This window comes from Microcoleus vaginatus FACHB-2002, assembly GCF_040004035.1.
Lineage (GTDB): Bacteria > Cyanobacteriota > Cyanobacteriia > Cyanobacteriales > Microcoleaceae > Microcoleus > Microcoleus vaginatus_C.
Window position 1 is genome coordinate 38,327 of the sequence record NZ_JAMPLN010000038.1, and the last position, 16,676, is coordinate 55,002.

General features: G+C 44.9%; 18 protein-coding genes and 3 pseudogenes. 14 read left to right on the plus strand and 7 right to left on the minus strand.

All coding sequences use genetic code 11. The features are described 5' to 3' along the window. Positions 1–12: 12 nt before the first annotated feature. Positions 13–540, plus strand: a complete 528-nt coding sequence (locus NDI35_RS24375) for a hypothetical protein (protein ID WP_445314963.1) — start codon at positions 13–15, stop codon at positions 538–540. A gap of 80 nt (positions 541–620) precedes the next feature. Here NDI35_RS24375 and NDI35_RS24380 read toward each other — a convergent pair whose 3' ends face one another. Together NDI35_RS24380 and NDI35_RS24385 are read right to left on the minus strand one after the other, a co-directional pair. After that, on the minus strand, positions 621–1,043 hold the full coding sequence (locus NDI35_RS24380; protein ID WP_445314964.1) for a putative toxin-antitoxin system toxin component, PIN family: 423 nt from the start codon (positions 1,041–1,043) through the stop codon (positions 621–623). Further along, complete coding sequence (locus NDI35_RS24385) at positions 1,040–1,411, minus strand: hypothetical protein (protein ID WP_445314965.1); 372 nt, start codon at positions 1,409–1,411, stop codon at positions 1,040–1,042. Before NDI35_RS24385 ends, NDI35_RS24380 begins: the two co-directional genes overlap by 4 nt. A 144-nt stretch (positions 1,412–1,555) precedes the next feature. On the opposite strand from NDI35_RS24385, the gene NDI35_RS24390 reads away from it, so the two are divergent. Then, the gene (locus tag NDI35_RS24390; RefSeq protein WP_445314966.1) at positions 1,556–2,446 is read left to right on the plus strand and encodes an ABC transporter permease; all 891 of its coding nucleotides are present in this window, start codon (positions 1,556–1,558) and stop codon (positions 2,444–2,446) included. Between the two features lie 374 nt (positions 2,447–2,820). Then, positions 2,821–3,201 (plus strand): hypothetical protein, encoded by a 381-nt coding sequence (locus NDI35_RS24395; protein WP_445314967.1) that lies wholly within the window; start codon positions 2,821–2,823, stop codon positions 3,199–3,201. 117 nt (positions 3,202–3,318) lie between these two features. Here the strand turns inward: NDI35_RS24395 and NDI35_RS24400 are convergent, their stop codons facing one another. Beyond that, entirely contained in the window at positions 3,319–4,677 is a 1,359-nt protein-coding gene (locus tag NDI35_RS24400) for an FAD-binding oxidoreductase (protein WP_445314968.1), read from the minus strand. A gap of 145 nt (positions 4,678–4,822) precedes the next feature. Beyond that, positions 4,823–5,572 (minus strand): class I SAM-dependent methyltransferase, encoded by a 750-nt coding sequence (locus NDI35_RS24405; protein WP_445314969.1) that lies wholly within the window; start codon positions 5,570–5,572, stop codon positions 4,823–4,825. A 418-nt stretch (positions 5,573–5,990) separates the two neighbouring features. On the opposite strand from NDI35_RS24405, the pseudogene NDI35_RS24410 reads away from it, so the two are divergent. The 7 genes and pseudogenes from NDI35_RS24410 to NDI35_RS24440 form a co-directional block, all read left to right on the plus strand. Then, positions 5,991–6,491: pseudogene (locus NDI35_RS24410) on the plus strand (Tll0287-like domain-containing protein); the annotation flags it as partial. Between the two features lie 138 nt (positions 6,492–6,629). Then, positions 6,630–7,346, plus strand: a pseudogene (locus NDI35_RS24415) (adenylate/guanylate cyclase domain-containing protein); the annotation flags it as partial. A gap of 251 nt (positions 7,347–7,597) precedes the next feature. Then, complete coding sequence (locus tag NDI35_RS24420; protein WP_445314970.1) at positions 7,598–9,010, plus strand: adenylate/guanylate cyclase domain-containing protein; 1,413 nt, start codon at positions 7,598–7,600, stop codon at positions 9,008–9,010. Positions 9,011–9,229: 219 nt separating this feature from the next. Beyond that, positions 9,230–10,534: an adenosylmethionine--8-amino-7-oxononanoate transaminase gene (gene bioA / locus NDI35_RS24425; RefSeq protein WP_445314971.1), complete on the plus strand. Its 1,305-nt coding sequence runs from the start codon at positions 9,230–9,232 to the stop codon at positions 10,532–10,534. A gap of 17 nt (positions 10,535–10,551) precedes the next feature. Beyond that, positions 10,552–11,595 (plus strand): biotin synthase BioB, encoded by a 1,044-nt coding sequence (bioB, locus tag NDI35_RS24430; protein ID WP_445314972.1) that lies wholly within the window; start codon positions 10,552–10,554, stop codon positions 11,593–11,595. Between the two features lie 333 nt (positions 11,596–11,928). Then, positions 11,929–12,540: a class I SAM-dependent methyltransferase gene (locus NDI35_RS24435; RefSeq protein ID WP_445314973.1), complete on the plus strand. Its 612-nt coding sequence runs from the start codon at positions 11,929–11,931 to the stop codon at positions 12,538–12,540. 170 nt (positions 12,541–12,710) lie between these two features. Then, the gene (locus tag NDI35_RS24440; RefSeq protein ID WP_445314974.1) at positions 12,711–13,397 is read left to right on the plus strand and encodes an SDR family oxidoreductase; all 687 of its coding nucleotides are present in this window, start codon (positions 12,711–12,713) and stop codon (positions 13,395–13,397) included. A gap of 129 nt (positions 13,398–13,526) precedes the next feature. Here NDI35_RS24440 and NDI35_RS24445 read toward each other — a convergent pair whose 3' ends face one another. Next, positions 13,527–14,024: a hypothetical protein gene (locus tag NDI35_RS24445; RefSeq protein ID WP_445314975.1), complete on the minus strand. Its 498-nt coding sequence runs from the start codon at positions 14,022–14,024 to the stop codon at positions 13,527–13,529. 498 nt (positions 14,025–14,522) lie between these two features. Here NDI35_RS24445 and petN point away from each other — a divergent pair, with 498 nt between their 5' ends. The 4 genes from petN (at position 14,523) to NDI35_RS24465 (ending at position 15,817) form a co-directional block, all read left to right on the plus strand. Then, on the plus strand, positions 14,523–14,612 hold the full coding sequence (gene petN, locus NDI35_RS24450) for a cytochrome b6-f complex subunit PetN (RefSeq protein WP_071883976.1): 90 nt from the start codon (positions 14,523–14,525) through the stop codon (positions 14,610–14,612). A gap of 92 nt (positions 14,613–14,704) precedes the next feature. Beyond that, a complete protein-coding gene (locus NDI35_RS24455; RefSeq protein ID WP_445314976.1) occupies positions 14,705–15,304 on the plus strand; it encodes a DJ-1/PfpI family protein in 600 nt (199 codons plus the stop codon). Further along, positions 15,301–15,537 carry a DUF167 domain-containing protein gene (locus NDI35_RS24460; protein WP_445314977.1) on the plus strand — a complete coding sequence of 79 codons (237 nt, stop codon included), beginning with the start codon at positions 15,301–15,303 and terminating at the stop codon, positions 15,535–15,537. The genes NDI35_RS24455 and NDI35_RS24460 overlap by 4 nt, the downstream gene beginning before the upstream one ends. Before the next feature lie 91 nt (positions 15,538–15,628). Then, positions 15,629–15,817, plus strand: a complete 189-nt coding sequence (locus NDI35_RS24465; RefSeq protein ID WP_333025464.1) for a CsbD family protein — start codon at positions 15,629–15,631, stop codon at positions 15,815–15,817. A gap of 133 nt (positions 15,818–15,950) precedes the next feature. Here NDI35_RS24465 and NDI35_RS24470 read toward each other — a convergent pair whose 3' ends face one another. Together NDI35_RS24470 and NDI35_RS29625 are read right to left on the minus strand one after the other, a co-directional pair. Further along, on the minus strand, positions 15,951–16,205 hold the full coding sequence (locus NDI35_RS24470; protein ID WP_445314978.1) for a DUF4926 domain-containing protein: 255 nt from the start codon (positions 16,203–16,205) through the stop codon (positions 15,951–15,953). Between the two features lie 10 nt (positions 16,206–16,215). Then, positions 16,216–16,551, minus strand: a pseudogene (locus tag NDI35_RS29625) (DUF6883 domain-containing protein). Between the last annotated feature and the right edge of the window lie 125 nt (positions 16,552–16,676).

The following is a 16,676-nucleotide window of genomic DNA, read 5'->3' on the forward strand; positions in this document are numbered from 1 at the left end:
TTGAGGTTTAATATGTCGGCCAATAAAACGCCAACCAAAGAGCAAATTCTGAAGGCAATTGAGCAACTGGAAAAAAACCCACACGATAAATTAGGGATTTTAGCAGAGATTGGCATTGGTGTAGTGGGGGCTGTCGGTGCCGGTGCGGCGGTGGCAGCTTTCGGTGGTGCATCATTTCTATTTGGGTTAATAACCGTTGCACCTCCCGTAGGATTAGTTGTTGGCGGTGCAGCTTTAGGTGCTGCTGGTCTTGTAGGGGTAAAACGAATGTTATCGGATGGCACTTTTGACCAGGGAAAACAAGCAGAAATGGTTGAAAATTTAAAAAAACAGGTAACAGATATTGAAGCCAAAGAAAGAGCCTCTAAGCTGGAAGACAGCGATAAAAATAAATTTATTGTTTCCTTGAAAGAACCCGTCAGGCTCAATTTAATTAGCCCGAAAGACGCTCAGGATTTAATTAGGGCCGTAGAAAGCGGTCAAATTGCAATCAAAGAGGCGATTAAAATGGTTGAAGATGTTAAAGCTGCTAAACCATAACTGCCTTCTGACTGCGTAACCTGGGAATGCTAAGTTGTAAGTCAGCGATCGCCCTTACTTAACCCAAGTGCGATCGCCCCCTAATTTTCTGGAAAATAACGCTCCAAAAATTCCCTAGCCGTAACAATAGGAATCCCCTCATATTCCTGCAACACTAACAAATCCAGATCGCCCGTAACAATTGCATCGGCACCAGCAGCGATCGCAGTTCCTAAAATCATATTGTCATTAGCATCTCGTAACTCAGGCACGTTGATAGTGGAAATCGGATAAATCTCCACTAACTCTCGTGTTCCGCTCATTAAACCATTAACGGTAAAACTCAAAGACTGTAATCTCGCCTGGACTTTTTGTTTGTTCAAAGTATTCTCTAATTCTGCTAGTATTGGTTCAGAAGCACAAATTATGAGTTGACGAGTTCGAGCTAATCTGAATAAACGAGCTGGGATACCTCCCCACAGCCAGCCTGACACAAAGATATTAGTATCCACTACAATTTTCATTTGTGCGACTCTATTTCAGAACGTTTCTCCCGACGCACTTCCCGCACAAGTTCGCAAATTTCTTCCATTGTTAACTCATCAGGATCTGGACTCGCTGCTTCTACTCGGCGTTCCCATTCCTCCCAATCGAAACCTGCTACCTTCTGAAAAACAATACTATCTCCTGTAACTGTAACTGCATATCGATCCCCAGGCTTCAGTTTAGCCTCAATCTCAGCGGGAATTTCTAACTTACCGTTGGGACTCACAGGAACAGTAATATTTGATTTCAGAATGTACTCTTGCAGGTGTTCAACAACTCTATCTTGCAGAGTTTCTGGCAAAGATTCCATGATTTTGACCAAAGTGGCGATCGCACTTGATGACATAGCTTTATCCTCCTAGTAAATCAAGTTTTTATTTAGCATATTTGATGAGCTTATTCTCAATTTTAGACCGATCGCCCGCCCAACACCACCAATACCTCCAGACTTGCTACTGTAAAGAGAGTTAGATTTAATCAACAAGCAATTATGAGCGGTACTGTTACATCCCCCAACAACCTCAACCAGCAGCGGCCACTCTCCACGGCATCCGCTGACACTTCCACTTCCCTGCTGGCCGACTTCATCCAAGAAACACTCGCCTTAACCAAGCGCCTGTTTATTCAATTGCAGCGTCGCCCCTCGACGCTAGTTGCAGGCATTATTCAGCCGCTGATGTGGTTGGTTTTGTTCGGAGCTCTGTTTGAAAATGCACCCGCAGGCTTGTTCGGCGAAAGCCAGAATTACGGACAATTTCTCGGCGCTGGTGTAATTGTTTTTACAGCCTTTGCCGGGGCGCTGAATGCTGGTTTGCCGATTATGTTCGATCGCGAGTTCGGATTTCTCAACCGCTTATTAGTCGCGCCGTTGGCTTCGAGATTTTCGATCGTCCTGGCTTCGGCTATTTTTATCGTCACCCTCAGCTTTATCCAAACCGGCACAATCGTTACAGCGGGGGCGTTTTTGGGCGCGGGATTCCCCGGAATTGCCGGACTAGGGGCGATCGCCCTAATTGTCCTGCTATTAGTTTTGGGCGTCACCGGCTTGAGTCTGGGTTTAGCCTTCGCTCTCCCCGGCCACGTAGAATTAATAGCGGTAATTTTTGTTACTAACCTGCCGCTGTTATTTGCCAGCACAGCCCTCGCGCCGCTGTCATTTATGCCAGAGTGGCTGCAAGTTGTGGTGACTCTCAATCCTCTGAGTTACGCCATCGAACCGATCCGCTACCTGTACCTGCACAGCGATTGGTCCCTAGCCAGTGTCGTGATGCAAGCTCCTTGGGGTACTGTCACCTTTGGAGGAGCGCTGTTAGTATTGCTGGCGTTTGATTTGGTGGCGCTGCTGAGCATTCAACCCCTGCTGAGACGCCGGTTTGCTTAGTTAGGGCGATCGCAGCAAATCTGCGGGCGATCGTTTAACCTGCACCATCAATTGTAGGGACACTCCAAAAGCCCATTAATGTCAACTTAACGTCAAACCCAGTCACAGACTTCGGTTTGACTATTAAACCTAGATCCCCCCTAGCCCCCCTTAAGAAGGGGGGAACCGGAAATGGATCAAAGTCCCCCTTCTTAAGGGGGATTTAGGGGGATCTGGACTCAGGTAAAAACGAGATTTCTCAAGGCTTTCAGGCTTAAGTTGACACCAATGGGCATTGCCCTGTCCTTAGCCCCAGCGAAGTAATATAATATTTAGTCGCAAGTCAGAATATTGTTTAGATAGAATTGTTTTTTTGAAAGTTCAACTAATAAATTATGAACACCAAAACTTCTAAATCGGGCAAATGGATGATTGGGATTGCTGCAAGCGCGATCGCATCCTGTGCTCTGTTCTCGCCTCAAGCAAGCTTCGCTCAAGCCAGCGGTTTAAATAATGCCCAACCGCTGCAAGACTTTCAAACTCAAGACAATACCGACCCATTTTCCGGCCGCAGCAGCGGCAGCGGAATATTTGATTTAATTCACCGATCCAATTTGGGAGGCGGCCGCAGCATGGAAGAATTTAATAGCGAACAGCGCAAAAATTTGAACGATGCGGCCGCAGAATTTCGCAACAAACAGCGCCTATTACTGGAAAAGCAAGCTGTACCTTCAGAAGGGGCGGCACCAGCAGAAATTACCGCCCCCGTCCCTTAAATTTACAACTGCTGTTTGCTCATTTCTCAGTCCGCGTGGGCGAAGCCAGCGCTTAGGCGGACTTCGTTTGTCTAGCAGCGATTTCAAGATCCGAATCTGATCTAAAAACCATCGCCCTTAATCCCGTTCCAACCACGCCCGCATTTTACCCGGATTAAGCAAACCGTAAGGATCGACCAACTCTTTAAACTGCAACTGTTCCACATTAATACTTTTCATCCCTCCATCTTCCAATATATAAGTGTGAGGATTCGCAATCAGTGCACCTTGGTGTTCGTGATAGCGAATAATTTCATTGAGCCGTGATTCCGTAGTGTAGCGAACTATTTGCAAAGCTGCGGCGATCGCCCTGCCATTCATCCGCAAAAACTCCAAGTGCATCATCACCTCATCCCCATAATAATTGTACAGTTCCTCAATCAATTTCAAACCTTGATCTGCGGGAAAAAGCGTCTGCAAATAAGTCAGGGACGGGTCAGCGCTGCGAGCGTGTAGAGTTGTATGATTCCAAGTAAATTCAGCAATTGCTGCACCTTTGCTCGCTGCTTGCGCGTTTTTTTGATAGCAAATTGTGCCGCCATATTCGCGCACCAAATCTTGCAGCGGTTCCAGACAAGATTCAGCTACCATTAACAAAGCGCAGTGCTTACCTTCAGGAATTGCATCGCGGAAAGCAGCAAAATAAGCAGGAATCGGCCAAGCACAAACACAAATTAGTTTTTTGATAATCCCGTCAGCATCGCCCAAAGCTTGACCGAAGTTTGCCGATGTCATAAAAGCGTCAAAAGCGACGATGATTTCCGCCCAAGCATAAGCAGGGGCGAGGGGAATTTCTAACTCAGTAATAATCCCATTTGTGCCGTAAGCGTGATTGACTTTCTGCACTTCATCGCCGCGCAATTCGATGACGCGGGGATCGTCTTCCATTGTAACGACTCGAACGGCATGAAGATTTCCCCGATCGCGCAATTGCCCGTAAGTTATCGAACCAATTCCCCCGCTACCGCCGCCGATAAATCCCCCAATCGTTGCGGTGCGATAGGTTGAGGGAACCATCCGCAATTCCCAACCAGTTTCTCGCGCTTGTTTGTCGAAAACCGACATTTTCACCCCTGGTTCTACGCAAGCTAAACCCGGTTTTATCCAGCGGATACTGTGCATTTTGCTGGTATCTAAAATGACGCCGCCCTTGAGGGGAATGCACTGCCCGTAATTGCCCGTTCCTGCACCTCTGACAGTTAGCGGAATTTTGGATTTGACGCAGGCTGCAGCAATCCGCAAAACTTCGGCTTCGCTGGCGGGACGAACTACTAAATCTCCTGTTTTATCACTTAAGATGGGTTGCAAAACAGGACTGAAGTGATAATAGTCTTGAGATAGCTTGACAACTTGCGCGCGATCGCTAATTATTTCAATTCCCGATAGTTCCGAAGAAAAAGCATCCCAGTCAATACTTTGAATCGCAGTTGCAGTCATTTTGTTTACTCCATGCTGGCAGTATTATATATTTTCTCAAGCAGAGCTTAGTAAAATAAAATACTAACTGCAATCTTTCTTTAAGTAGTAAGGTGCGTCCAGGCGCACCCTACATATAAAAGTTCTGCCTCCAGGACTGTTGTTTTCAATTAACAAATCCCCCAAACACTGCCATACCGTAGTATTTCCAAGGAACTGCAACAGTCTCAAACCCAGCTTTTACCAGCATTTCCAAATGTGCCGAAAGTGTAGCTAGGCGATCGGGATTAGAATATCCGTAAGAGACACTCTTTCCCACATTTGCACGAATTTGTGCTAAGGTTTCCCCCTGATTTCGCGCCCAATCTTCTCGCGCCGCTTGATAAATATCTTTCATCTCTGACGATTCTGCTAAAAGAGGATCGGCATTCCAAAAACAGCCACCAGGATTTAAATTTTCGCGAATCCCTTGAAACAATTTCAGCTTCATCTCGTCCTCAAGATGGTGAATTGCCAGAGATGAAATGCAAGCATTGAATTTATCGCCCAAGCCTGAGAAATTTGGATTGTTCGCCCATTCTCCAAAATCCATTTCTATGCCAGTCCACCGGGCTGCGTATCCTGCCGACTCTATTTTGGCGCGGGCAAAATCAAGCATTCGCGGCGAGTAATCGACAGCCACTATTTCCGCAGACGGGTAGCGTTGGAGAACTTTTAAAGTGAGTTCCCCCGTACCGCAGCCGAGTTCTAAAATGCGATCGTTTGTGTTAGCAATGCAGCCTGCTAATACATTCAACATTTCGTCATATTTAGGTAAAAGTCGCCGAATGCCGGTATCAAAATCAGCAGTATTGACGAAAACTTCTCCCGGAAAAATTTCCTTGTTAGTAGGTGAGACAGTAGAGTCAGAATTCACGATCGCCAACCATAGACTACAATTGCTATCCTAACCGAGATAAAGCAAAAAGTGCGTGAAGTAGGGACAGGGCACTGCGGTGTCCTTAACCGAGCATCTGTACTTCACTCAACAGAAAATCCCTATAAAGTTATGGGTATTCTTACGGATAAGCGAAACACTCGCGGTAAACCATAATTAACCCTCCGTTGCACCCAGAGAGTCTTGGTTTACCCCGGACGCCAGCAAAATAGTCTGAACAAGCAGTGTTATGTTAGTAGTGCATAAATTGAAATAGAGATTAAACCTCACGCTTGAGGATACCATGCGCCAGTTGATTTCTCGCAGTCGGGCTGCCATCAGCCAATTAATTTATAAGCGCATTCTCCTTGCGGTGACAATTTTATTTTGTGTAGGTGTAGGAGTAGCGATGGCAAATATGTCTCGTCTTTCCTCCACTCTAATCGAATCGCAAGCCCTCCAAAATGCCACCCTCTATGCCCAAGCTGTTAAAGAAGCCCGCACCCTTTACAGTTCCAATGTTGTTAGTCCTCTAAACACCGCTGAAGCAATTAACTTTACCCACGACTACAACCCGACAAAAGTAACAGTTCCCGTACCAGCCAGTTTCTTAATAGAACTAGGCAACAATATCACAAAAAAAAATCCCGAAGTATCACTTCGTCTCTATAGCAACTACCCGTTTCCCTGGCGACAAAAAGAAGGCGGAGCCCGAGACGAGTTTGAACAGCAAGCTATTACCTATTTGACGCAAAATCCGACAGAAAAATTTTTCCGCGTTGATGATGTTCGCGGCAAACCCGCCTTTCGATATGCCGAGGCAGATATTCTAAGTTCTAGCTGCGTGAACTGTCACAATAGTCACCGTGACAGTCCTAAAACTGATTGGAAAGTGGGAGATGTGCGGGGGATATTAGAAATTACTCAACCTCTCGATACCATCACTCAACATACTCAAAGTGAACTTAAAAACCTGTTTTTACTGTTAGTAGGACTTTCCGTTTTAGGAGTGACAGGCTTAACTGTATCTATCAGCAGGTTGCGCCAAAATGCTAAACAATTAGAACAGCGCGTCTGGGAACGCACGGCACAATTGCAAGAAACTAATGTAGAATTGGTAAAAGAACAGGAAAAGAGCGATCGCCTGCTGCTCAATATTTTACCCCAATCCATTGCTACCAAGTTAAAAGACGGTCAAAGCAGTATTGCTGACGGCTTCGCAGAAGTCACGATTTTGTTTGCAGATATCGTAGGCTTTACCGTGCTTTCAGCACAAATATCTCCCGAAGAACTGCTCAAGTTTCTAAACGAAATTTTTTCAGCCTTCGATAGCTTAACGGAAAAGTACGGCTTGGAAAAAATCAAAACAATTGGAGATGCTTACATGGTAGTGGGAGGTTTGCCAAATCCCAGCACCAACCACGCCGAAAGCATTGCGGAAATGGCTTTAGATATGCAGGAGGAATTAGCAAAATTTAATGCCAAACATCATGCAGGAATTAACATTCGCATCGGCATCAATACCGGGCCGGCAATTGCGGGGGTTATTGGCACTAAAAAATTTATTTACGACCTCTGGGGCGATGCCGTCAATACAGCAGCGCGCATGGAATCCCACGGAATTGCCGGCGCGATTCAAGTCACACAATCAACTTACGATATCTTGAGAAATAAGTATCTGTTTGAAGACAGAGGAATTATCCACATCAAAGGCAAGGGCGATATGAATACTTATCTGCTTGCAGGCAGGCTAGTCAGCCCAGTTTCGGTTTAATTTGTTTATTATATTATGAAGGGGTCTGCTAGTTAGTCCGGAGTCATCAGTCATTAGTTGTTAGCCGTTAGCCAAGAACTAACAGTTAATGCCTGCTGGCTTTTGACTGCTGACAATTACAGGAATTACACAGGGGATGTGAGAACCCGGTTTCTGCCCGGTTGCTTCGTTGACAAACCAAAAATTTATTACGAGAAACCGCGTTTATTTTCCTATGTCCTACATTAGCCATTTGCAAAATAGTAAGTTTTATGTTATCGCGGATTTTATCATTTTTGAAATTTTTCAAATCTCGCTTGTCTAGGCAAATAGCTTTGTGGGTATTTGCTAGCATTCTTGTCATAGAGGGAATTATTTTAGTTCCCTCTTATTTTCGGCGAGAAAATGAACTTTTAACCCAACTGGAACAGGTATCTCGCGCGACTGTTGATTCCCTAGAGTTTTTGCTTCAACAAGATATTTCCGATCGCACTTTCTTGCAAGAAGAAGTAAAAAATATTATTAAGGATTCTCAAGTAGTTTTAGGACTATCTATTTACCAAGCTAACGGTCAGCTAATATATACACTTGGCGAACCCCCAGAAATCAGTTTAAAGCAACTAAAAAGAGCTCGTATAGTTCACAGTCACAATTTCGATGGCAAGCGCTACGATATTGCTTGGACGGAGCGACATTTTGGAGGCGATTACATCTTAATTGTTCGCCACGATGCTTCCACCGTTCAACCGGAACTCTACGCATTTATCGGGCGGATTGCCGTTCTAGTCATCATTATATCAGCCTTTGTCACTTCTGTGACTATGTTTTTTTTAGGGGTGACAGTAATTTCACCTCTCTTGAGATTGCGCGATGACTTGATCGCTGCCGGAGACGCTTTGAGCAAAGATCGAGAACAACCTGATTTCTACTCTCTGTCTGTCAAGCGTGATGACGAGTTGGGAGAACTCATGGTCGCATTCAATCAAATGTTTCACCGAGTATACAAGGAAATCGCCCAGCGTAAACAAGCTGAGGAAGTATTGCGCGCCGAACAAGAAAAGTCGGAACGTTTATTACTAAATATATTACCAGTAATGATTGCCGATCGCCTAAAACAAGGTCAGATAAATATTGCGGACGGATTTGCCGAGGTTACGGTTTTGTTTGCTGATATTGTGGGCTTTACCGAAATATCTTCGCGCACGTCTCCTGAAGAATTAGTCGAGTTGCTTAACAAAATATTTTCATCTTTCGATAGCTTGAGCGAGCAATACGGCTTAGAAAAAATTAAGACTATCGGCGACAATTATATGGTAGCAGGCGGTTTGCCACTTCCCTGTACAAATCACGCCGAATCTATTGCCGAAATGGCGCTGGAAATGCAGCAAGAAATTATGAAATTCCGTGACGAATGCGGTAAACCTCTCAATATCCGCATTGGCATTAATACTGGGCCTGTTGTAGCAGGTGTTATCGGCACTAAAAAGTTTATTTACGATTTGTGGGGAGATGCTGTGAATACAGCAAGCCGCATGGAATCTCAGGGACTTCCGGGTAAAATTCAAGTTAGCAACTCAACTTATGAGTTGCTGTGCGATAAGTATTTGTTGGAAAAGCGCGGTAAAATTAATGTTAAAGGCAAAGGATCTATGACGACTTATTTGCTCAAAGGCAGAAAAGTATAACTGACAATTTTAACCATCGCCGGGGACTACGCGATATGGCGGCAGACGTTGCAGCGCAGCCGCCATCAACACCAAACTAGATTTTTTTGAACGAACCGCGAAGACGCTAAGGACGCGAAGGAACAGAAGAGAAGAAAACAGAAGAGAAGATAAAGAGTTGCCACGTAAGTTAACATTGCTATATTAAAATGCGAGTTAATATTAGTTACCCTGGTAAAAATGACGGCGAATAATGAACACAATTCTTCTAGTTCACCGATTTGGCAGCCCTTCACGCAAATGAAAACGGCTGCCCCGCCACTGAAGGTAATTCGCGGCAAAGGAGCGGTGCTGGAATTAGCAGACGGGCGACACATTCTCGACTGTATTTCTAGTTGGTGGGTGACTGTTCACGGGCACAGCCATCCGGTTCTCGCGGAGGCTCTTTACGAACAAGCCCAAAAGTTAGAACACGTAATCTTCGCGGGGTTTACTCACGAACCTGCCCAGAAACTTGCGAGTAAATTGCTAACTCATACGCCTGCTTCTTTAACGCGGATTTTCTTTTCTGATAACGGATCGACTGCTGTTGAAGTTGCTCTGAAAATGGCATTTCAATATTGGCGCAATCTCGGAGAAACTAACCGTACTAGCTTTATTAGTTTTGAGGGAGGTTATCACGGCGATACTGTGGGCGCGATGTCTGCTGGCAGAAGTTCGCTGTGGTGGGAATCTTTTGCACCTTTAATGTTTGCTGGGGATGTTGTTCCTTTTCCGGCGACTTTTGACGGCGACGAGGAGGTGGAAAGCAAAGAGGCGGCGAGTTTGGAGAAATTGGAGTTTTTCTTAAAGCAGGGCGGCTATGCGGGTATTTTTATCGAACCTTTGGTGCAAGGTGCCGGGGGAATGCGAATGTGCCGCCCTGAGTTTTTGCAGGCGATCGCACAACTTGCGGGTCAGTTTAATGTATTGTTGATTTACGATGAAGTAATGACTGGTTTTGGTCGCACGGGGGAACTGTTTGCCTCTGTTAAATCTGGAACGAAGCCGGATATCCTGTGTTTGTCTAAAGGATTGTCTGGCGGCTGTTTGCCAATTGCTGTCACAATGGCATCGGAGGATATTTATCAAGCTTTCTGGCGAGATGAATCGGACAAAGCTTTTTTTCACAGTCATTCTTACACCGGAAATCCCTTAGCTTGTGCGGTGAGTGTAGCATCCTTGGAGCTTTTGGAGCAAAACCCAAATGTGTATCAAGGGATGGAAAAATTGCACCGCCAATACCTGAATCAATGGCTGAGAAATCATCCTAAACTCGAACGGATTCGGACTTGCGGCACGATTGCAGCAATGGATGTGAAAACCGAAAGCGGTTCCGGTTATTTTAATGACATTGCTCCTGTATTGAAAGCCAGATTTCTCGAAGCGGGGTTTTTGCTCCGCCCCTTGGGAAATACGCTTTACTTGATGCCTCCGTACTGCATTTCTCCTGATGAACTAGAATCGATTTATCGGGTAATTCGTCAGGTTTTGGATACTCTGTAAACCCTTTAATTTTAGTAATGAATTTACCCAATTGGAACGATTTGGCTGACGACGCGCTGGCGGGCAAATGTCTCTCTCGCGAGCAATCTTTAGCCGTATTGCGCGCACCGGATGAGGTTTTGCTGGAACAACTAAACGCAGCTTATCGGGTGCGCCGCCACTACTGGGGAAACCGAGTCAGGCTGCACTATTTGTTAAACGCTCAAAGTGGCCTTTGCCCTGAAGATTGCCATTATTGTTCTCAGTCAAAAATTTCGACGGCGGAAATTGAGAAATATCCGCTTTTAGCTAAGGAGAAAATTCTGGATGCCGCCCAACGCGCAGCAGAGTTAAAAGCTGGTACGTTTTGTTTGGTAATTTCGGGCCGCCAACCTAACGCATCTACTTTCGATCGCGTTTTGGATGCTGTCGAGACTGTGAAGGCAAATTATAACCTGAAAATCTGTGCTTGTTTGGGATTGTTGAGCGAGGAGCAAACTCATCGTTTGGCTAAAGCTGGAGTCGATCGCGTAAATCACAATCTCAATACTTCCGAATCATATCACTCGGACATTTGCACGACTCACACTTTTGGCGATCGGGTTGAAACCGTCGAACACGTAAAAGCAGCGGGAATCACAACTTGTTCCGGCGGAATTTTGGGGATGGGCGAATCGGATGATGATGCGATCGATTTAGCGCTTTCGCTTCGCAAGTTGGGCGTTACTAGCGTGCCGGTCAACTTTTTTATTCCGATTCCCGGCACGCCATTTGCAGATGTGAACAGGTTAACTCCCCGCCAATGTTTGCGAATTCTCTGTTTGTTCCGATTTTTGCTTCCCAGTCAAGAAATTCGGATTGCTGGGGGACGGGAGGTGCATTTGCGATCGCTGCAACCTCTCGGACTCTACCCCGCTAATTCTATCTTTGTTGGCGATTATCTGACAACTCCCGGACAAGCTGCCCATCAAGATTGGGACATGATTAGAGATGCGGGATTTGCGATCGAATCCCCCGAAGGTTCTCTCTTAGAAGTTGATTCAGCAGTTACCAAATCTGAACAAAAAACCCTGGTTGTGTAACTCTTATAGCAGTTTTCAATCGGATGAAATAGAGTAGGACACGGCAGTGCCCTTCTTCGTGTCAACTTAACGTCAAACTTAGTACCATCCTGCTGTTTGACTATTAGGGTTCGATCCCCCCTAGCCCCCCTTAAGAAGGGGGGGACAAGAGTTTGATCGAAGTCCCCCTTCTTAAGGGGGATTTAGGGGGATCTAGACTCGGGTAAAACCGATATTTATCAAGGGTTTTAGCCTTAAGCTGACACCAATGGGCAGTGCCGTGTCCCTACGGTTAACATTCTTCAATCTAAAATCTAAAATCTAAAATCTAAAATCATACAAGAGGGGGAAATTGTGGACAAACGCGAAGAAATTACGATCGCCGAATATCAGTTAACTGCCGAATCTTTTCGAGAAGGAACTTGGCATCACGACGTATCCCAAAATCGCTCCGCATTGACGGCTGCCATGCCCCGCAATCCCGGTAAAATTCTCGATATAGGATGCGGCCCCGGACGAGATTTAGTAGCCTTCAAGAGCCAAGGACACACAGTGGTAGGTTTAGATGCAACTCCAGCTTTTGTAGAAATAGCTAAGAAGTTATCAGGATGCGAAGTTTGGCAGCAATCTTTTCTGAATCTCGACTTGCCAGAGGCAGAATTTGACGGTATTTTTGCCAATGCTTCCCTGATTCACGTTCCCAGTGACGAGATGGTGAAAGTGCTGCAAAATTTGCACAAAGCCTTAGTTGTTAACGGTGCAATTGTCATGTCAATGTGCCGGGGAAATTGGGAGGGATACGACGAGCGGCCGACGGGAAAACGCTATACTGCCGGATGGGAATATCATACTTTAGCGCCTTGTTTAGAACAAGCGGGATTCGCAATTGTCAATCACTACTATCGCCCCCCCGGCTTACCGCGCGAAGCTCAATCTTGGGTAGTAATAGTGGGCAAAAAAATCTAACGTAAATGGGAAATTGGGAATCGGTAATTGCAAATCATTCCCCTCTCTTCCTCTGCGCCCTCTGCGCCCTCTGCGGTTAAAAAAACTAATTCAAAAATTTACAGAGGATTGTTGTATACTGTTCCACAGTCAAAACAACCAATTTATGCACAACTTAAAACACAATTAATATGACAGAGAAATTCCACATTTTTTTAGCTGGTGCTAGTCGAGGAGTCGGCTTAGAAATCGCGAAATGTCTGGCAGCACAAAAGATGCAAGTAACTGCACTTTTGCGATCGCCCGCAACCAGTACCGAATTAGAAGCAATGGGCATCAAAGTCGTGACTGGCGATGCTTTGGATGCTGCCGCTGTGGAAGCTGCGATGGCGGGCGGCGATCCAATTCATGCCGTAATCAGCACAATTGGCGGCTTGCCCAAAGATGTAGAAATATCCGATTATTTGGGCAACAAAAACTTAATTGATGCGGCTGTAAAAGCAGGCGTGCAAAAATTTATTTTAGTTTCATCAATCGGCAGCGGTAATAGTGTCGGCGCTTTACCGCCCCAAGCTTTAGAAACTTTGCGACCGGTTTTAATTGAAAAGGAAAAAGCCGAAAATCATTTGATAGCAAGCGGGATGATTTATACAGTGATTCGTCCGGGGGGACTAAAATCGGAACCTGCAACAGGCAACGGTATTTTAACAGAAGATTGTCGAGTTGCTGGAACTATTCACCGGGCGGATGTAGCGCAGCTAGTTTGTCAGTGTTTAGTTTCTGATGCTGCTAGCAATAAAGTTTTGTCGGCGGTAGATAAACAGATGGTTTACGGCAATCCAGAATTTGAGGTATTAAATCTCTCGGGGCGGGTTTAGCGCAAAATAAGCTGTCTGGCATCTAAATTGTATTTTTTGGGCGGGCTAGGAGCAACGCCCGACAGGAAAATTGAACTTTTGTGGAACAGGCAAGATGCCTGTTCCTAAAAATCCTGCAAGATTTTACACTCAAGAATCAAAGGGCTTAATCCACGATCGCCCGATCGCCCAATCCAAAACCAAACCCGCGATCGCAAACAATACCACACTCTCGACACCGCGAACCGCAAACGGCAATAACTCCTGTAGGGCGGGCATCTTGCCCGCCTCAAAAGAAAGTCCCGCCTCAAAAAACAATCCAGCATCCAACTGTCCAAAAGCCCGCACCAACCCAAAAGCCAACACCGCACCAGATTTAAGCTGCGGGTTAACATCTCGGCGAATCGCATAGCGGTAAGTCACGCCGAACAAAAAACCGCCCAAAAGTGCGATCGTCCCTCTGAAGGCAAAATTTAGGTCAATTTCCCTTACCTGCAAACTCGCCAGAGAATCCAACCTATCCGCTAGAATAAAGCTATTACCAAGGGCGATCGCTCCAAAACCCAGCAAACAAGACAAAGCAGCAAGACTCCCTGCCTTCAAAGATTCTACCCGTTCAGCGGCACTAAAATTTGACGAGTCCTTCACGGCGCCCTCATTCTTAAAATCGCTCAAATTGACTTATAAAAAATACCCTGAAAACCCTGTGACTAGAGTCCAGGGATGAAAGGGCATGGCAGGATTTATCCTGCTGCCTATCAGATATACCAATTGCACAAATGTCTGCCAAGTGTGGTATCGTCAAAAGAGTCGAAAGTTGCGAATTTTGAGAAATCAAGTATCTAGCTTAACAGCAGTACGGATGCTCAAAATAATTAATCACAACCAATACTAAGGTTCTGAATCGATTAAATTGTCAGTAAAAGACGTTAAAACCTACCCCCGGACTGGAGGAAAGTCACGACCGAGGAGCTAGTTGTAAGACTAGGATAGCAGACCGCCATTTTTGGCAAAAGGATTGCGCCCGGAAACCCTGGCAACAGGGATATTAAGGCTGGAAAGTCTTAAGAATCCCCGTCGCGATAGCGCGGGGAGTGTCAACATAAGGTTTGGAGTCACTTTGTACAGTTTGTTCAATAAATAGCTATGGATATTTTGTCACTCGGTTGGGTTTCGGTGCTAGTTCTGTTCTCCTTCTCAATTTCAATGGTCATTTGGGGACGCAACGGTTTCTAGATTCCAGAATAGCTTGCGGGGCAGGCTTTTTAACTGTCCCGCATTTTTTTTAAATCCTATTTAACCAAATCCAAATAACAGGAGTTGTAAACATGACAGCCAAAAAAATATTAATGCTAGTCGGCGATTTTGTAGAAGACTACGAAGTAATGGTTCCTTTCCAAGCACTGCAAATGGTAGGTCACACCGTCCACGCCATCTGCCCGGAAAAAGCCGCAGGCCAAAAAATTCGCACCGCAATTCACGACTTTGAAGGCGATCAAACCTACAGCGAAAAACCCGGTCACAACTTCACTTTAAACGCGACTTTTGACGAAATCAACCCCGCCGACTACGACGCTTTGGTTATCCCCGGAGGACGCGCCCCAGAATACATCCGCCTCAACGAACAAGTGCTGCAAATTACCCGCTACTTTGCCAACAGCAAAAAGCCGATCGCATCTATTTGTCACGGCTTGCAAGTCCTAACCGCCGCAGGCGTACTCGAAGGCAAACGCTGCACCGCATACCCCGCTTGCAGCCCCGACGTACTCCGGGCCGGCGGCAAATATACAGAAGTTCCAGTTACCGAAGCCGTAGTCGATGGCAATTTAGTCACCGCCCCCGCGTGGCCGGCACATTCTAACTGGCTGGCTGAATTCCTGAAAGTTTTGGGAACGAAGATCGAACATTCAGAGAAAGTCGAAGTATGACTATTTTCACCGTCAAAGTTAAACCGAATTCCAAACAGCAAAGCATCGCAGAACAACCCGACGGCAGCCTCACAATACATCTCAAGTCGCCGCCTGTGGAGGGTAAAGCCAATCAAGAATTAATCATCCTGTTGGCGAAAAAGTTTAAAGTGCCGAAATCTGCGATCGGCATTAAGTCCGGTTTTTCTTCGAGAAATAAACTTGTGGAAATTCCAATGGAACCTTTAACATAGAAATAAAGGTAATAACAAATCTATCTAAAGAGAGATACAGACTCAACTTTAAAAGTATATATTAATAGTTGTAGAGTTAGAATAAAAAATTATGAGCATTGAAAATAGAGTCGAAGCAACAGCAAAGAATATTGAAGGCAAAATCCAAGAAGCTGCTAGCGAAGTTACTGGCAATCAGAAAGATAAATTAGAAGGTCAAGCCAAGCAGGATGAAGCATCAGCAATTCACCTGAAAGAAGACCTCAAAGATAAAGCAAAAGAGATTGTAGACCGAGCTTAGTAACAGTATTCCCTACAAGTTTCCTGCCTACTAAATCCCCCAAGCGATGTGTTTGCGGGATTTTTTATAATGAGCCTAAATTATTTGTATTAATATCTAGGGGCGGGTTTATCAAGATTATTGCTGGCAAAATTCATCGGCTAACTGCCCCTACAGATTCCAGTAATTCATAATGCAAAAGCATTAATTTTGTGGCGGGAATTGTTTCCATTGCATAAGTTGTGCCATCTTGAGGAGAAAATTCTACCTCAAAAGCACTGCCATCAAATTCCATCACAACTGTTTCTACTTGTTCTTTATATAATTTAATGATTTGTTTTGTTTCAAAATGGGTTGCTTCTAAATCTTCAGTTAAAGCAACGATATCTAGGTGTTTAATTGTTTTCATTGTTTTTACCTTACTTTTTGACGGGATAACAACTTGTTAATCTGGGGAAACTTTCACCTGAGCGGACGATCCAAGCTGCTATAATCTGAGATTCACCTACTTCGGTTTTCAGCAAGAATTTCATGTTGTAATGTGTTCCGTATTCATTGTTTTTTTGAAAAATAACATCTTCGTTGATAGCAGCTTCTTTTTAAGCCTGTTTTAGCATTTCAGCATTTTTTACGGTAATGCCTAACTTACTGGCAAACAAAACAGCTTTATTTTTTACTTCTTGATGATTCGGATTTAGAGAATATTCTTCTATTTTATTGCCTAAATCTGCTAGATGACCATTGGGCAGTTTCACTATTAATAATTGGGGCTTGCTGAATCAGTGTCAAAAGGTTACACCACCAGGATTAAGAGAGCGGACGATCAATAATGGTGCAAGAAAAACAGGTAAAATAGTACAAAACCCTTGCATTACCATTT

Coding starts and splice junctions, on each gene's coding strand:
- NDI35_RS24375 (WP_445314963.1), top strand. CDS start 13: ATGTCGGCCAATAAAACGCCAACCAAAGAGCAAATTCTGAAGGCAATT.
- NDI35_RS24380 (WP_445314964.1), bottom strand. CDS start 1,043: ATGAAAATTGTAGTGGATACTAATATCTTTGTGTCAGGCTGGCTGTGG.
- NDI35_RS24385 (WP_445314965.1), bottom strand. CDS start 1,411: ATGTCATCAAGTGCGATCGCCACTTTGGTCAAAATCATGGAATCTTTG.
- NDI35_RS24390 (WP_445314966.1), top strand. CDS start 1,556: ATGAGCGGTACTGTTACATCCCCCAACAACCTCAACCAGCAGCGGCCA.
- NDI35_RS24395 (WP_445314967.1), top strand. CDS start 2,821: ATGAACACCAAAACTTCTAAATCGGGCAAATGGATGATTGGGATTGCT.
- NDI35_RS24400 (WP_445314968.1), bottom strand. CDS start 4,677: ATGACTGCAACTGCGATTCAAAGTATTGACTGGGATGCTTTTTCTTCG.
- NDI35_RS24420 (WP_445314970.1), top strand. CDS start 7,598: ATGTTATCGCGGATTTTATCATTTTTGAAATTTTTCAAATCTCGCTTG.
- bioA (WP_445314971.1), top strand. CDS start 9,230: ATGACGGCGAATAATGAACACAATTCTTCTAGTTCACCGATTTGGCAG.
- bioB (WP_445314972.1), top strand. CDS start 10,552: ATGAATTTACCCAATTGGAACGATTTGGCTGACGACGCGCTGGCGGGC.
- NDI35_RS24440 (WP_445314974.1), top strand. CDS start 12,711: ATGACAGAGAAATTCCACATTTTTTTAGCTGGTGCTAGTCGAGGAGTC.
- petN (WP_071883976.1), top strand. CDS start 14,523: ATGGATATTTTGTCACTCGGTTGGGTTTCGGTGCTAGTTCTGTTCTCC.
- NDI35_RS24455 (WP_445314976.1), top strand. CDS start 14,705: ATGACAGCCAAAAAAATATTAATGCTAGTCGGCGATTTTGTAGAAGAC.
- NDI35_RS24460 (WP_445314977.1), top strand. CDS start 15,301: ATGACTATTTTCACCGTCAAAGTTAAACCGAATTCCAAACAGCAAAGC.
- NDI35_RS24465 (WP_333025464.1), top strand. CDS start 15,629: ATGAGCATTGAAAATAGAGTCGAAGCAACAGCAAAGAATATTGAAGGC.
- NDI35_RS24470 (WP_445314978.1), bottom strand. CDS start 16,205: ATGAAAACAATTAAACACCTAGATATCGTTGCTTTAACTGAAGATTTA.